Here is a 14742-nt window from a genome sequence, read left to right as displayed (position 1 = left end):
ATGTGCGACGGGTCGACCAGGGCCGCGGAGCTGCAGAAGATGATGGACCTCGTCGAGCGGTACGGCTGGGCCATCCAGTTCGTCGAGGGTGAGAAGGCGCGGGCGCAGTGGGCCTACACCGTGGGCCTGGCGCGGCACGGGCTGCCGGAGTTCGTGGTGACGGGCCTGCGCCCGGAACGGGCGGGCGCCCTGCTGAACGACACGGCGCACGGCGTGCTGTGCCACGACGAGCGGTGGGAGTCGGGGCAGGGGTTCCGCAGCACCGACCGCCTCCGGATCGAGATCGTCGGGATGCCCCACCCCGAGGCGCACCTCGGGACGGTCGTCGCCCTGTTCCCCGGGTGCCGGCTGCAGGCGCTGCAACTCGTCTGGTGCGACGGGCGGGGGCGCTGGCCCTGGAACCCGCGCTTCAACGGCGGGGGCGGAGGTCAGCCCGTGCTCGGTCCGCGGAGCCGGAGGGGCACGTAGTGGAAGCCGTCGTGGTCGTAGGGGTCGCCCGGCACGACGTCGACCGGGCGCTCGAACCCCGGCCCGTCGGTGACGAAGGTGTGGAACTCGCCGTTCTCGCCGCACGGGTCGACCCCGCTCGGGAGCTCGTCGAGCAGTCGTTCGTCCCACGCGCGACCGACGATCTCCGGCGGAGCCTGCGCGGGGTCGACGCACACCACCACCGCCCGCGTCCCGCCATCGAGCATCTGCCGGGCGAGGAGGTCGGTGCGGCGGCTCCACAGCGGGAAGCGGGGGAGGAGTCCGGCGCCGTCGAGGGACCGCTCGCGGTAGGCGCGGACGTCGTCGAGGAAGAGGTCGCCGAAGACCACCGTGTCCACGCCGTCCGCGCGCAGGGCGGCGAGCGCGGCGCCGGTGCGCTCCTCGTAGACCTCGTTCGGGCAGGGCCACGGCAGGTCGACGGTTCGCAGGGGGAGTCCGAGGGAAGCCGCCTGGGCACGGAGGCAGGCGACGGGCACCCGGCTCATCGCCACCGCGCCGTCCGTGACGGTCGTGAGCAGGCCGCCGACCTCCTGGTCGGTACGCACCTCGTGCAGGGCACGGGCGGCGTCCTTGCCACACGACCAGCTCACGAACGACCTCGGCACGGCCCTCACCGTAGGCGGGCGAAATCGGTCTCGCCGTGACGGTTCGGGCCTCTACCGAGGGGTAGCCTCAGGTACTACGACGTCCTGTAGGAGGTGCTCGTCGTGGCTGATGTCTCCCGCCTGCCCGCGGCGTTGGTGGCCCACTGGGACTGGCAACGGCACGCTGCGTGCCGCGACATGAACCAGGAGATGTTCTTCCACCCCGACGGTGAACGTGATCCGTCGCGCAGCCGGCGCGTCGCCGACGCCCGGGCCGTCTGCACCACGTGCCCCGTGCTCGACGAGTGCCGCAGCTGGGCGCACGCGGTCCAGGAGCCGTACGGCATCTGGGGTGGCGAGAGCGAGGACGAGCGACGGGCCGCGCTCCGTCGCGAACGGTCCACCCACCCGGCCGCGTGATGCCGGCCGATCCCACACCCACCGACGACACCGGGAGGTCGCCCATGTCCGACGACACCGCCACCACGCCGTCCCGTCCTGCCGCCCAGGTGCCCGAACTGACGGGCGTCCCGGTGTCCGAGGCGCACGACCGTGCCCTCGACGCCGGTCTGCTCGCCGTCCCGGAGAACGCGTTCCACACCGGGGCGGGCCGCGCCCACGTGGGCCGACAGGACCCCGAGCCGGGCACGTCGCTCGAGACGGGCTCCATCGTGCGGATCTGGATCAGCACGGACTGACCGCCCGCGCTCCACCCCGAGGGTGACATCAGGCGGGTCCCGACGCCTGGGTGTCTGCCTGATGTGACCCTCATCGGCGCAGCACTCAGGCGCGGTACTCCTCGACCGCGTCCTCGTCCCACGCCACGCCGCTGCCCGGCTCGTCGGGCAGCACCACGGCGCCGTCGACGACGCGGGCGGGGGAGCGGAGCACTCCGGCGGCCACGTCGAGGTACTCCACCAGGAATGCGCTCGGCGTGACGGCGAGCAGGGCGGCGCTGATCTCGGGCCAGAAGTGGCTCGAGACCGGCCGTCCCGCCGCGTGCGCCACGGGCGCGGCCCGCAGCCAGCCCGTCACGCCGCCGATCCGCGCGACGTCGAACATCGCGTGGTCCCCGGCGTCCGCCCGCAGGCTCGCCGTCATCTCGTCCTCGCCCCACCAGCTCTCGCCGAGCTGGAGCGGTGTCGACACGGCCGCGCGGATGCGGGCGTGCCCGGCGGCGTCGTCGGCGCGGGTGGGCTCCTCGACCCAGAGCAGGCCCTCGTCGGCGAGGGCGTGGATGCGCCGGATCGCCTCGGGGACCGGCAGCGTCTGGTTGAAGTCGACCGCGAGCTCGGCGTCCGGTCCGACGGCCTCGCGCAGCGCCGCGATGACCTCCCGGTCGCGGGCGAGTCCGGCCGAGCCCACCTTCACCTTGTAGGCCCCGAATCCCAGCCGGGCCAGCTCGCGCGCCTCGACCCGCACGTCGTCGGGCGCCATGCGCCGCAGGCTGCCGTAGGCCCGGACCGGTCGCGGTTCGCCGCCGAGCAGCCGCACCAGGGGGAGCCCGACCCGCCGGGCGAGCACGTCCCAGAGCGCCATGTCGAGCCCCGAGATCGCCATCGTCGCCAACCCCTGCGGGCGCAGCAGCCGCAGCCGGCCGCGCAGGTCGGCCTCGACCGCGCGCGGCGCGTCGGAGGTCCCGACCACGGCGGCGCCCAGCTCCTCGACCAGGCTCGCGAGCGCGGGCAGCACCAGCGGCGTGTAGCAGAACAGGTACGCGTGCCCGACCACGCCGTCCGAGGCCTCGACGTCGATCAGCACCAGCGGGGCGGTGGGCACCTCGCCGCTCGCCGTCTGCAGCGGCGGGTCCAGCGGCGCCAGGACGGGGCGGACCTGGACCGACCGCACCGTCGTCGTCACCACCTCAACGTATAGCGGGCGGGGGGACTTGCCACAAGACGGCCCCCGGCCCGCACACTCTCCGGCCGTGATCGACGTGCTGATCGTGGGGGCCGGACCGACGGGCACGATGCTGGCCGCCGAGCTGCGGCTCCACGGGGTGCACGTCGTCGTCCTCGAGAAGCGCGCCAGCCCGACGTGGCGCGCGGGTGGGCTGGGCCTGCACGTGCGCAGCGTCGAGATCCTCGATCAGCGCGGCCTGCTCGAGCGGTTCGACGCCGAGGCCACCCGCTTCAGCGTCGGCGGCCCGTTCGCCGGGCTCCCGCTCCCGTGGCCCGACGACCTCGACACCGCGCACCCCTACGGCCTCGCGATCCGGCAGGAGAGGATCGAGCGCCTGCTCACCGAGCACGCGCTCGAGCTCGGCGCCGACGTCCGGCGCGGCGTCGAGCTCACGGGTCTCCACCAGGACGACGACGCGGTCACCGCGGTCCTCGCCGACGGCTCGACCCTGCGCGCCCGCTACCTCGTGGGCGCCGACGGCGGGCGCAGCACCGTGCGCGCGGCCCTCGGGGTCGGCTTCCACGGCGAGCCCTCCACGGCTGACACCTACCTCGCCGACGTCGAGCTCACCGAGGACCCGACCCCCGTCGTCACCGCACTCCGATCGCGGCACCTGCGCTTCGGGGTCGTCCCGCTCGGGGGCGGCGTCCACCGCGTGATACTGCCGGCCGCGACGGTCTCCGACGGCGGTCCACCGCCGACCTTCGAGGCGTTCCGCGACCGGCTGCGCACGGTCGCGGGCACCGACCTCGGCGTGCACTCGCCGCGCGGGGTGTCCCGCTTCGGCACCGGCGACCGGCTCGCGGACACGTACCGCGTCGACCGCGTGTTCCTCGCCGGCGACGCCGCGCACGTCCATCCGCCCACGGGTGGACAGGGCCTGAACCTCGGTCTCCAGGACGCGATCGGCCTGGGGTGGGCGCTCGCCGCCGCGGTCGCCGGGTGGGCGCCGGACGGGCTCCTCGACACGTACGGGGCCGAGCGTCGCGCGGTCGCCGAGGGCGTCGTCGTGAGCTGCCGGGCGATGGTCGCGCTCCTGCGCGAGGACCCGCAGACGGCGGCGTTGCGGACGCTGCTCACCGAGGTCGGGCAGCTCCCCGGGGTCAGCCGCCACCTCACCGACCGGATCGCCGCCACCGGCATCCGCTACGACCTCGGCTCTCCCGACGACCGCGTCGGCCGCCGCATGCCCGACGTCGCCGTCGGCGACGGCCGGCTCTACCCACACCTGCACCGGGCCCGCGGGCTGCTGCTCGACCGGACCGGGCTCTCCGTGGGTGCCTGGTGCGGGCGCGTCGACCGTCTTCCCGACGACGGGTCCGGTCCCGACTCGCTGCTGCTGCGGCCCGACGGCCACGTGGCGTGGGCCGGCGCCGACCAGCACGACCTCGACGCCCACCTCGCGCGGTGGTTCGGCGCTCCGTGAGTCAGGCGCGCCCGCGGGGCAAGCAGCACTTCTTGTACTTGGCGCCCGAGCCGCACCAGCACGGGTCGTTGCGGCCGGGCGGCCACTCCAGCTCCGGTCCGGGCGGCGGCACCGCGTCCTCGTCGTCGCCCAGCAGCGCGGTCAGCAGGTCCGGCGTGCCGATCTCCACGTACGGCAGGTCGGTCGGGTCGCTCGCCTGCAGGTCGCGCTCGATGATCGCGCGGTGCTCGTCCCAGGTGGCGCCGAGCTCCTCGGCGGCGTCGGGCTGCGCCTCGAGCAGCGTGGCGTGGGCCTTCTCCGGCCAGAAGACGTGGTCGGGGTTCTCCTCGTCGAGCTGCTCGGCGATGCGGTCGATCTCGTCGTGGGGGAGCCCGAGGTCCCGGCGGACGTGGAAGCGCTTGACGGCCAGCGCGTTCTCGACGGCCCGGACCTCGTCGGCCTCGCGGCCCGTCCCCGCCCGCTCGACGATGTCCGCCGCGGTCGTCAGCGCCGAGGTCAGCCACTCCTCCGCGAGCTCGGCGCGCCCGTTCTCGGTGAGGGCCTCGGTGACGTACAGGCTCGCCATCTCGTCCCGGGTCAGCTGCGGGCGCAGGGCGTGCAGCTCCCGCATGCCCTCGTCCTCCCGCCCGAAACGCAGGAGCAGTTCGGCGTGCCGAGCGCGGGTCCAGTGCTCGTCGTCCAGTCCCCGCGTCGCCTCGAGCGAACGCTCCGAGAGCGTGAGCGCCAGCTCGCCGTCGTGCAGGCCGTCGGCGAGGTCGGCCGCCAGCCCGAGCGCGTAGGACGCGAGGTCCGGTTCGGCGAGCCGGTCCTCGTCGACCGCGGCGACCAGCTGGTCGATGAACGGCCGGGGGTCGTCGGAGGAGATCGCGTCGGACGAGATGCCGGTGAGGTCGTCCTCGGTCAGGGCAGCGGCCACGCCCCCGAACGGTAGGGCACGTCGACGGAGCACCGGCCCGACCCGCCGTCGGGAACCTCACGCGGCGAGGCGGCGGGCGATCACCGGGACGACGATCGCGGCGGCGACGAGGTGGGTGAGCATCAGCAGCAGCCGGGTGGAGACGGCGGCGTCGGCGATGACGTCCGGCACGAGGGACAGCGCGGTCAGCACGACGGTGGTGCGGACGAACGCTGTCCGCGGGCTGCGGGCGGTCCGCGCGAGGACCAGCGCGAGCACCAGGCCGATCACGGAGAAGATCGCGGTGAGCGAGGCGAACCCGGGCACCGGGATGGGGGCGCCGCTGACGTCCAGGCTGATCCCGACGGCGAGCCCTGCCGCGGCGACGGCCGAGGTCGCGACCGACGCGACGGCCGTGGCGGCGAGCCCGCCGAGGACCAGCGAGGACGTGCGGGTGGTGGCGGCGGGAGCGGTGAGGACGGACATGGTGGCCTCCGAGGGCTGGTGACCGGCCCGGTGCCGGTCTCTCACCCCTGCGTCGAACCAGGTCGACGTCCTTCGACACCGCCCCGGGAACTTTCTCCAAAGCGCACCCACGGCACCGACGACGTCCCTACCGTCCCGGCGGGAGGGGGTGGTCGAGGTGCCCATGCCGGGCGATGCGGGAGCGGTGGAGGCCGGGGCGTCGCAGCTGACGTCGACGGCCGAGCAGTTCACCAGCGCCGGCGAGGGCATCCGGGCGGCAGGCGGCGGGCTGGGCAGCGCCTGGTCCGGGGGAGCGGCGACGGCGGCGACGGGCCGGATCGCCGAGCTCGGCACCCGGGCCGCCATCGGCGCGGACGTCTCACGGCTGGCCGGTCAGGCGCTGACCACCTACGCCACGGAGCTGCGCTCGGCGCAGGAGATGTTCGCGGAGGGGGAGCGGCTGGTCGCCGAGGGGCGGGCCGAGCTCGCGACGGCCACCGCCACGATGCAGACCGTCTCGGCGGGGCCGCCGTCGGCGCAGCGGGACGCCGCGGTCACCGGGGCGCAGGGCGCCGTGGACGCGGCGAACGCGAAGATCGCGCAGGGTGAGCAGCTCCAGGCGCAGGCCGTCCGGCGTGAGCAGCAGGCCAATCAGGCGGCGACGACGCAGGTGCAGAGCGCGCAGGCGCAGTTGGCGGGGATGACGGCGCCGGTCCCCGGCGCGGCCGGCGGGGCACCGGGAGGCGGGACGGCGGGCGCTCCCGGTGCCCCGCTCGGAGCTCCGCCGCAGCTCGCGGCGGCCCCTCCGGCTCAGGCCCCGCAGGAGGAGTCGGGGTTCTCGTGGGGCGATCTCGGGCACGCGGCGCTCGACGTCGTGGGCCTCGTGCCGGTGGTCGGCGAGGTGGCCGACGGCGCGAACGCGGCCTGGTACGCGGCCGAGGGCGACTACCTCAACGCCGGCCTCTCGGCGGCGGCCATGGTGCCGTTCGCGGGCTGGGCGGCCACCGGGATCAAGGGCGGGCTGAAGGCGGGGGAGGCCATCGGCGGCCTGACCCGCGCGGGCGAGGCCGTCGCACCCGTCGTCGGCAAGGACGCGGCCGCGGCGGTGCGGACGGCGGAGGTACCGGCCCAGGCCCTGCCACCGGCCGGGCAGGCGGCGCGGCAGGGCGGCCCGGAGTCGCCCGCCGTCCCGGAGACGAAGGCCGCGAACACCGAGCCGGTCGACCTGGCGTCGGGCCTGCTCTTCCAGCCCGAGCTCGACGTCGACCTCCCGGGCGTGCTGCCGCTGGTCCTCGAGCGGACGCACGTCTCGAACTACCGCGCCGGTCGCTTCTTCGGACCGTCCTGGGCGTCGACGTTGGACCAGCGCCTGCAGGTCGGGGCGGACGCGGTCTGGTTCGCCCGCGCCGACGCGCACGTCCTCGAGTTCCCGACGCCGGGTGTGGTCCCGGTGGTCTCGACGCACACGCCGCGGTGGACGGCCCGGGCCGAGGACGGCGTCGTCCTGCTCGACGACCTCGACCACGGTCGCACGCTGCACTTCACCGGCGAGGGCGAGGAACGCTGGCTCGCGCGGATCACCGACCGCGTCGGCCACGAGATCACGATCGAACGCCTCGCCGACGGCATGCCGGTCGAGGTGCGGCACTCCGGGGGCTACCGGGTCCGGGTCGACTCCGCGCTCGACCGGATCGTCGGCCTCGACCTGCTCGACGCCGGGCCCGACGGCGAGCCCTCGGCGCTCGTCCGCTTCGGCTACACCGCGGGCAACCTCACCGCGATCGTCAACTCGTCGAATCTGCCCTTCCGCTACGGCTACGACGCGACGGGGCGCATCACCGGGTGGATCGACCGGATCGGGACATGGTTCCGGCACGAGTACGACGACCAGGACCGGGTCGTCCGCCAGACCGGCGCCGACGGGATGCTGTCGTGCGACCTGGCCCACCTCGGGTCCGTGGTCGAGATGACCGACGCGCTCGGGTACCGCTCGCACTACGTCCACGACGACGCCCGGCGCGTGGTGCGGGCGGTCGACGCGACCGGTGCCGCGCGTCGCTGGACCTGGGGTCACGGCGGCCAGGTCACCTCGACGACCGACCCGCTCGGCCGGCGGACGACGTTCGGCTACGACGACGCCGGGGCGCTCGTCGAGGTGGTCCGTCCCGACGGGGCCTCGGTGACGATCGAGCGCGACGCCCGGGGGCTGCCGGTCCGGGTCGTCGAGCCGGACGGGGCCGTGTGGCGCCACGCCTACGACGAGCGGGGCCTGCGGACGGGCGTGGTCGACCCGGCGGGAGCACGGACGTCGTTCGGGTACGACGCATCGGGCGGTCTGGCCTCCGTGACCGACCCGCTCGGCCACCGCACACTCGTGCGCTGCGACGCGGCCGGGCTGCCGGTCGAGGTGACCGATCCGCTCGGCGCGACGACCCGCTTCGAGCGCGACGCGTTCGGTCGCGTGGTCGTCGAGGTCGACGCCGTCGGGCAGCGGACCGGGTACGGCTGGACGCTGGAGGGCCTGCCCGCGTCGACGACGAGCCCCGACGGCCGCACCGCCCGCACGGTCTACGACGGCGAGCGCAACGTCGTCGAGTCGGTCGACGCGGCCGGGCACGTGACCCGGTTCGAGCGCGCGCACTTCGAGGTGCCCGCCGCGCGCGTCGATCCCGACGGGTCGCGCACCGAGTTCGTCTGGGACGCGCAGGTGCAGCTGGTCGGGGTGCGGAACCCGCAGGGTCTGACCTGGTCCTACACCCGCGACGAGGCGGGGCGGGTGGTGGCGGAGACCGACTTCGACGGGCGTCGGCGCACCTACCGGCTCGACGCCGCGGGGCAGGTCGTCGAGCGCCGCAACGCCCTCGGGCAGACGGTGGAGACCGCGTACGACCTGCTCGGCCAGGTCACCGAGCAGCGTGCCGGCGGGGTGCTCACGACGTTCGACCACGACCCGGCCGGGCGCCTGATCCGCGCCACCACGCCCGAGGTGGACCTCGTTCTCGAGCGCGACGTGTGCGGGCGCGTGGTGCGGGAGGCGGTCAACGGGCGGGCGGTCACGTCGTCGTTCGATCCTTCCGGACGGCGGGTGCGGCGCGAGACACCGACCGGTCAGGTCAGCACGTGGACGTTCGACGCCGCGTCCCGGGTGTCGTCGTTGCACGCCGGGGTGGGCGTCGCCTTCGAGCACGACGCACTCGGGCGGGAGACCCGTCGTCGGGCCGGGGTGGTGACGGTGGACTCCGAGTGGGGGCCGCAGGGACTCGGCGCCGTGTCGGCCGGCCCGGTCCGGCGTCGCTACCGGTACCGCGACGACGGGTACCTGGCGGCGGTCACCGGCACGGGCGCGCGGACGTTCGACCTGGACGCGCTCGGGCACGTGACGGCGGTGGCGGGGGAGGGCTGGAGCGAGCGCTACGCCTACGACGCGGCGGGCAACCAGACGTCGGCGCACTGGCCCGGGGACCCGGAGCCGGGCGGGCGCCGCGAGTACCGGGGCACGCTCCTCGTCCGCGCCGGCCGCGTGACCTACGCCCACGACGCCGAGGGCCGGGTCGTCCGCCGCACCCGCGGGCGGCTGTCGGGGCGGGCCGAGTCGTGGCACTACGAGTGGGACGCGGACGACCGTCTCGTCGGGCTCGTCACCCCGGACGGCGGTCGCTGGCGCTACGTCTACGACGCGCTCGGTCGGCGGGTCTCGAAGATCGGCCCCGACCGGCAGGTCGACTTCGCCTGGGACGGGGCGACGCTCGTGGAGGAGGTCGCGCACGCGCCGGACGGCGTCGCCTCGACCACGTGGGACCACGCCGGCCTGCACCCGGTCTGCCAGCGCGAACGGGTCCGCCGCGCGGGCCAGCCCGAGATCGACGAACGCTTCTACGCGATCGTCACCGACCTCGTCGGGGCCCCGACGGAGCTGCTGGCCCTCGACGGCTCGGTGGCCGGCGCCGCCTCCCGGACGCTGTGGGGCCGCACGACCTGGACCGGCGCGTCGACACCGCTGCTCTTCCCCGGGCAGTATCACGACCCCGAGAGCGGCTTCGCCTACAACGTCCACCGCCACTACGACCCCGACACCGCCCGCTACGCGAGCCTCGACCCGCTCGGCCTCGCGCCCGCCCCGAACCCGAGCACGTACGTCCACAACCCGCACACCTGGCTGGACCCGCTGGGGTTGACGAACTGTTCGACCGGAGGGTTGGCCGCGAGCCGGCCGACCCACGTCGACGGACAGGGCAACGTGACCGACGGCAAGTACACAGCGAACCCGACGCGGAACGCGAACCACGCGCACAGCACTCGGCTCCCTGGTAAGAGCTATTTCGACGAACACATCGACGTCGACCGTCTCTCGGTCCACGCCGCGCAGCACGCAGACGCACATGATCTCTGGGCTGCTCGAAAGCCCGGAGAACCCGCGAACCGGGCTCGAGTGGAACTGCCGCAGGAAATCGGAGTCGACGCGCGAGGCAACGTAGGGGCCGGCTCGAGGACCAACGCGGTCAACGTCTATAAACGCGGATCAGGCACCGTCCACGTCTCTCCGGCAGGTTCCAACCACTGATGACGACCGATCTTGATCCGACACTACTCGAACTCCGCGAGAGCGCGGCGGGGCCTCGGCGGTGGACCGAGGCTGACGCCGTGGCATGGGCGGAGTCTTTCGCGCTCGATGCCAGTCTGCGGCTCTCGTGGGAGCCCGGCAACGAGGAATACATCCTTCTGCTCGACGAGCAGACGACAGTCGTCATGCTCTCGATCAAGCTGCCCGTCGCCTTCGTCAACGCGGACCGCCCCGCGTCGGAATCGATATGCCAGCCCCCGTTCCGCGTCGTCGTGATGACGTCTCTCGAGTCCGCAGAGTTCCGCGCGTCGCCAGAGCTTCTCGAGAGCACGTTGCTGCGGCCGGGGGAGCAGGACGAGGACTTCGACCCGGAGTCGTTCAGCGCGTGGGACCTGTTCGTCCTGGTCGCGTAACGAACAGCCCTATAGCGGCCTGGAACAGCCGAAACTCGTGGACGGCCCTGCTCGCCAACGACCGTCCTGTGCGCATGATCTTCGGCGTCGATGTTCCGGAGCTCCAGGACGTGGCTCTGCGCGCTGTCGAACTTGAGACATCCGGTGAAGGGCCCGGGCTACGGTGACGATCGAGTTCTTCGATCTGCCCGCCAAGCTTCCTGCAAGGTGGGACGGGGCCGTTACTGGGCTGATCGGACTGGCCTCCGGCGGATCGGTAGACCGCCTCCAGGCCCTGCGCGGCTGAAGTCACGCACTGCCCCAAAGCCTCTGCTGCAGTCAAGATCTCGACCTGCCGCGCGATGTGCTCGCTCAGCGACCACATCGCGCGGCGCGATGAGATCTTGACCTTCGGAGCAGGCCGGCAGCACCGGGGCCCACGACCAACCGAGTCGCCGCGACGCGGTCCGACGGACCCACTCCGGCGTAGGGAGCTGCCTCTACCAACTCACCGGCAGCGCCACCGGCCCGTGGTCGACGAAGCCCCGGAACCACGGGATCGACGCCACCGGGACGTCCAGCCGCAACCCCGGCAGCCGCCGCGCGAGCACCGGCAGCACCGCACACAGCTGCGCCCGCGCCAGCGCGGCGCCAAGGCAGTAGTGCGGCCCGTGCCCGAAACCCAGGTGGCCGGCGGACCGGGCCGGATCGTGGTTCGCCGCCTCGAGCGACACGAGCACCATCGAGCCCGCCGCGATCTCCACGCCGCCCAGCACGAGATCCGTCAGAGCGAACCGCGGGAACGGCTCCACCCCCGACCGTCGGATCACGTCCTCGACGACCTCCGACACGTCCGCGGACGCCAACGAGAGAAACCGCCCGCACGACACCAGCCGCACCACTGCCTGCACCAGCGCGTTCCGCACCGTGAGCGCCCCGGCCGCCACGAGTACCTGCACCAACGCGACGAGCTCCTCGTCGGACAGCCTTCCGTCCTCGGCGTCGGGTACCGCGAGCAGGTCCCCCAGGAGATCGTCGCCGGGAGAGGCCCGCCGCGAAGCGACGAGCGACCCCACGAACAGGCCCAACTCGTCCCACGCCGTCGCGTCGCCGGACATCGGATCCACAGCCAACGCCGCGTCCACGAGCACCCGGAACTCGTCGAGTCCGGAGATGCCGACCAGGTCCCCGATCACCGCGATCGGAAGCGGCGCGGCGAGCACGTCGACCAGGTCGACGGGCGGCCCGGCCTCCGCCACCCGCTCCACGAACTCCGCCGCCAGCCCGTCGAGCCGACCCCGCAGCTCCGCGATCCGAGCGGGTCTGAAGGCACCGGCCACGAGGCGACGCAGCCGGGCGTGCGCCGGACCGTCCTGGAACAGCGACGCCCGCACGTCCACGTCCACCCCCGGCGGCGTCAGGCTCAACCGCGGGTCCGTCAAGGCCGAGACGGCCAGGTCGGCGGACGTCACGAGCCATGCGGGCCCGGCGACGGTCGACACCCGCGCCACCGGGCGGTCCCGTCGCAACTCGTCGTGCGCCGGCGGGGGAGTGATGGGGTCGGGTCTCGGCAGCGGGAGTTCGAGCACGGCGTCCTCCTTGGCATTGCAGTCGCAACGTCATGACGATGACAGTGCAGACGCAACGTGACAAGCTCCCCGCCGTGCCGAAGAGGGTCGACCCGCACGAGCGCCGCACGCTGCTCGCCGACGCCCTGATGCGTGTCGCAGCGCAGCGCGGTCTGACCGACGTCAGCCTCCGGCACGTCGCCGCCGAGGCGGGCGTGACCGCCGGGATGGTGCAGCACTACTTCCGCACGAAGGACGAGATGATGGTCTTCGCGCTCGGGGCGGTGCGCGACCGCGTCGAGCAGCGGCTGGCCGTCGACCCGGCGATGCAGGACGGTTCTTCCCGACGACGGGTCGAGGCGCTGCTCGAGCAGCTCCTCCCGCTCGACGAGGAGCGCACGCTCGAGGCGCACGTCGGTCTCGCGTTCCAGGCCTACGCCGCCGTGAAGCCGGAGATCGCCGCCGAGCTGCGGGCGGACACCGAACGCATGCGGCACGGTCTCGCGGAGTGGATCGCCGATGCCGGCAAGGTCGACGACCCGCGACGCGCCGCCACGGCCCTGCTGTCACTCGTCGAGGGGCTGGCCCTGCACGTGCTCGGGCAGCACTTCACGGTCGACGAGGCGCGCGCGACCCTGCACGCCCACCTCGACCTCGTGATCTAGGCCGACCGCGCGACCGACGACGGGCGGCAGGCTGCCACCAGCTCGTCCAGGGGGAGTGAGAGCTCCGTCGCGAGGGCGGCGACCGTGAAGAACGCCGGCGTGGGCACGCGGCCCGACTCGATCTTCCGCAGCGTCTCGACCGGCATCCCGACCGCCGCGGCCACGTCCGTCATCGACCGTGCACCGCGCGCCGTGCGCAGGATCTCGCCCAGGCGGGCCCCTCGTTCGCGCTCGTCGGGGGTCAGCGGCACGCGCACCATGACCGTGATAGTAACACCGGGATAGTTATCCCACGCGGTCGGAGCAGGACATGATCGAGATCAAGAACCGCCACGAGATCGAGTTGATGCGCGAGGCCGGCCGGATCACGGCGCAGGCGCTCGAGGCGGCGCGGGCCGCCGCCCGACCAGGCGTCACGCCGAAGGAGCTCGACGACGTCGCGGCCGAGGTCATCGCCGTGGCCGGCGCCGAGCCCTTGTTCCTGAACTACCGCCCGAGCTCGGCGTCGACGCCGTTCCCCGCCGTCACGTGCATCAGCGTCAACGACGCGATCGTCCACGGCATCCCCGGCACCGACCCGCTGCAGCCCGGCGACCTCGTCAGCATCGACTGCGGCGCGCGCCTCCGCGGCTGGAGCGGGGACGCGGCGATCAGCTTCATCGTCGGCGACGACCCCGACGCCGAGGACCAGCACCTCATCGACATCACGACGAACGCCCTCCAGGCCGGCATCGACGCCGCGCGGCCCGGCAACAAGATCGGCGACATCGCGTACGCGATCGGCACGGTCGCGCGCGCCGCCGGCTACGGGCTGATGGAGGGCCACGGCGGCCACGGCATCGGCCGCGAGATGCACGAGGCCCCGCACGTCCCGAACGAGGGGCGCCCGAACCGCGGCTACCGCCTGCGTCCCGGCCTGGTGCTCGCCATCGAGCCGATGCTCATCGCCGGCGGCACCGACGAGTACCGCGAGGACGACGACGGGTGGACGCTGCGGACCGTCGACCGCACCCGTGCCGCGCACGTCGAGCACACGGTCGCGATCACCGCGGACGGGCCACAGGTGCTCACGCAGCTCTGATCAGGCCGCGTCGTGGAAGATCACCCCGAGCACGTGCCGCGATCCACTGTGCACCGTCGACACCCCGTGCCGCATCTGCACCCGGTGATGGCCCCGGGCGCCGCGGCGCGGGCGGTGGTGCACCGGGAACACGACCGCGTCGCCCAGGCCGGGACGCACCACGCTCGCCCGGGACTGCTGCCGCGGGCGCTGCTCGACGAACACGCTCTCGCCGCCGGTGAAGTCGACGTCCGGCTCGCTCAGCATCACGAGGACCTGCAGCGGGAAGGCGAGGTCGCCGTAGAGGTCCTGGTGCAGGCAGTTGTAGCCGGTCGGCCCGTAGCGCAGCAGCAGCGGCGTCGGCTTCGTCTGGCCGGCCGCCGCGCATCGCGCGCGGTACTCGGCGTGGGTCGCCGGAAACCCCGGTTCGCCGAGCACCTCGGCCCACCGGTTCGCGACCGCCGCGAGCCGCGGGTAGAGCCCCGTCCGCAGCTCGGTGACCACGTCCGGCAGCGGGTCGGCGAAGTACCGGTAGCGGCCCTCGCCGAAGGCGTGCCGCGCCATGACGACGGTCGACCGGAAGCGGGCGTCGTCGTCGAACATCGCGGCGAGCTCGCGGCACGTGGCCGGGTCGAGGAGGCCGGGCAGCCGGGCGAAGCCGTCGGTGTCGAGGGCGGCCAGCGGGTCGGGAGTCACGTCCACAGGAACCCCGTGCCGCCGTGTTCCGTTGCAGTC

Annotated in this window: 15 protein-coding genes; 8 read left to right on the top strand and 7 right to left on the bottom strand. The window is 73.9% G+C overall.

What is annotated here, in order from left to right; translation table 11 throughout:
- Window positions 1-468: a DUF4262 domain-containing protein gene (locus LN037_RS05780; protein WP_230750702.1), complete on the top strand. Its 468-nt coding sequence runs from the start codon at window positions 1-3 to the stop codon at window positions 466-468.
- On the opposite strand, the gene LN037_RS05775 is transcribed toward LN037_RS05780, so the two are convergent.
- Window positions 429-1094 (bottom strand): Dph6-related ATP pyrophosphatase, encoded by a 666-nt coding sequence (locus tag LN037_RS05775; RefSeq protein WP_230750700.1) that lies wholly within the window; start codon window positions 1092-1094, stop codon window positions 429-431. The genes LN037_RS05780 and LN037_RS05775 overlap by 40 nt on opposite strands.
- A 102-nt stretch (window positions 1095-1196) precedes the next feature.
- On the opposite strand from LN037_RS05775, the gene LN037_RS05770 reads away from it, so the two are divergent.
- Together LN037_RS05770 and LN037_RS05765 are read left to right on the top strand one after the other, a co-directional pair.
- Complete coding sequence (locus LN037_RS05770; protein ID WP_308286112.1) at window positions 1197-1493, top strand: WhiB family transcriptional regulator; 297 nt, start codon at window positions 1197-1199, stop codon at window positions 1491-1493.
- Window positions 1494-1537: 44 nt separating this feature from the next.
- Complete coding sequence (locus LN037_RS05765) at window positions 1538-1771, top strand: PASTA domain-containing protein (RefSeq protein ID WP_230750698.1); 234 nt, start codon at window positions 1538-1540, stop codon at window positions 1769-1771.
- Window positions 1772-1856: 85 nt separating this feature from the next.
- Here LN037_RS05765 and LN037_RS05760 read toward each other — a convergent pair whose 3' ends face one another.
- Window positions 1857-2933, bottom strand: a complete 1077-nt coding sequence (locus LN037_RS05760; protein ID WP_230750696.1) for an enolase C-terminal domain-like protein — start codon at window positions 2931-2933, stop codon at window positions 1857-1859.
- 67 nt (window positions 2934-3000) lie between these two features.
- Between LN037_RS05760 and LN037_RS05755 the strand changes: the two genes are divergently transcribed.
- Entirely contained in the window at window positions 3001-4401 is a 1401-nt protein-coding gene (locus tag LN037_RS05755; RefSeq protein WP_230750694.1) for an FAD-dependent monooxygenase, read from the top strand.
- Between the two features lies 1 nt (window position 4402).
- Here the strand turns inward: LN037_RS05755 and LN037_RS33420 are convergent, their stop codons facing one another.
- Entirely contained in the window at window positions 4403-5317 is a 915-nt protein-coding gene (locus LN037_RS33420; protein WP_230750693.1) for an SEC-C domain-containing protein, read from the bottom strand.
- Window positions 5318-5374: 57 nt separating this feature from the next.
- Window positions 5375-5782, bottom strand: coding sequence for a DUF6069 family protein (locus LN037_RS05745; protein WP_230750692.1), 408 nt, complete (start codon window positions 5780-5782; stop codon window positions 5375-5377).
- A 163-nt stretch (window positions 5783-5945) separates the two neighbouring features.
- On the opposite strand from LN037_RS05745, the gene LN037_RS05740 reads away from it, so the two are divergent.
- Window positions 5946-10322 carry a DUF6531 domain-containing protein gene (locus LN037_RS05740; protein ID WP_230750690.1) on the top strand — a complete coding sequence of 1459 codons (4377 nt, stop codon included), beginning with the start codon at window positions 5946-5948 and terminating at the stop codon, window positions 10320-10322.
- The gene (locus tag LN037_RS05735) at window positions 10322-10735 is read left to right on the top strand and encodes a hypothetical protein (RefSeq protein WP_230750689.1); all 414 of its coding nucleotides are present in this window, start codon (window positions 10322-10324) and stop codon (window positions 10733-10735) included. Before LN037_RS05740 ends, LN037_RS05735 begins: the two co-directional genes overlap by 1 nt.
- Before the next feature lie 479 nt (window positions 10736-11214).
- Here the strand turns inward: LN037_RS05735 and LN037_RS05730 are convergent, their stop codons facing one another.
- On the bottom strand, window positions 11215-12303 hold the full coding sequence (locus LN037_RS05730; RefSeq protein WP_230750687.1) for a cytochrome P450 family protein: 1089 nt from the start codon (window positions 12301-12303) through the stop codon (window positions 11215-11217).
- A gap of 74 nt (window positions 12304-12377) precedes the next feature.
- Here LN037_RS05730 and LN037_RS05725 point away from each other — a divergent pair, with 74 nt between their 5' ends.
- Window positions 12378-12947, top strand: coding sequence for a TetR/AcrR family transcriptional regulator (locus tag LN037_RS05725; protein WP_230750685.1), 570 nt, complete (start codon window positions 12378-12380; stop codon window positions 12945-12947).
- On the opposite strand, the gene LN037_RS05720 is transcribed toward LN037_RS05725, so the two are convergent.
- Window positions 12944-13207: a helix-turn-helix domain-containing protein gene (locus LN037_RS05720; RefSeq protein ID WP_230750684.1), complete on the bottom strand. Its 264-nt coding sequence runs from the start codon at window positions 13205-13207 to the stop codon at window positions 12944-12946. The genes LN037_RS05725 and LN037_RS05720 overlap by 4 nt on opposite strands.
- 50 nt (window positions 13208-13257) lie before the next feature.
- On the opposite strand from LN037_RS05720, the gene map reads away from it, so the two are divergent.
- Window positions 13258-14028 carry a type I methionyl aminopeptidase gene (map, locus tag LN037_RS05715; RefSeq protein WP_230750682.1) on the top strand — a complete coding sequence of 257 codons (771 nt, stop codon included), beginning with the start codon at window positions 13258-13260 and terminating at the stop codon, window positions 14026-14028.
- On the opposite strand, the gene LN037_RS05710 is transcribed toward map, so the two are convergent.
- Window positions 14029-14703 (bottom strand): 2OG-Fe(II) oxygenase, encoded by a 675-nt coding sequence (locus LN037_RS05710; RefSeq protein ID WP_230750681.1) that lies wholly within the window; start codon window positions 14701-14703, stop codon window positions 14029-14031.
- Window positions 14704-14742: the final 39 nt, after the last annotated feature.

This window comes from Actinomycetospora soli (genome assembly GCF_021026295.1).
GTDB lineage: Bacteria > Actinomycetota > Actinomycetes > Mycobacteriales > Pseudonocardiaceae > Actinomycetospora > Actinomycetospora soli.
The sequence above is the reverse complement of the archived record's forward strand: the minus strand, read 5'-3'. Positions and strand labels throughout refer to the sequence as shown.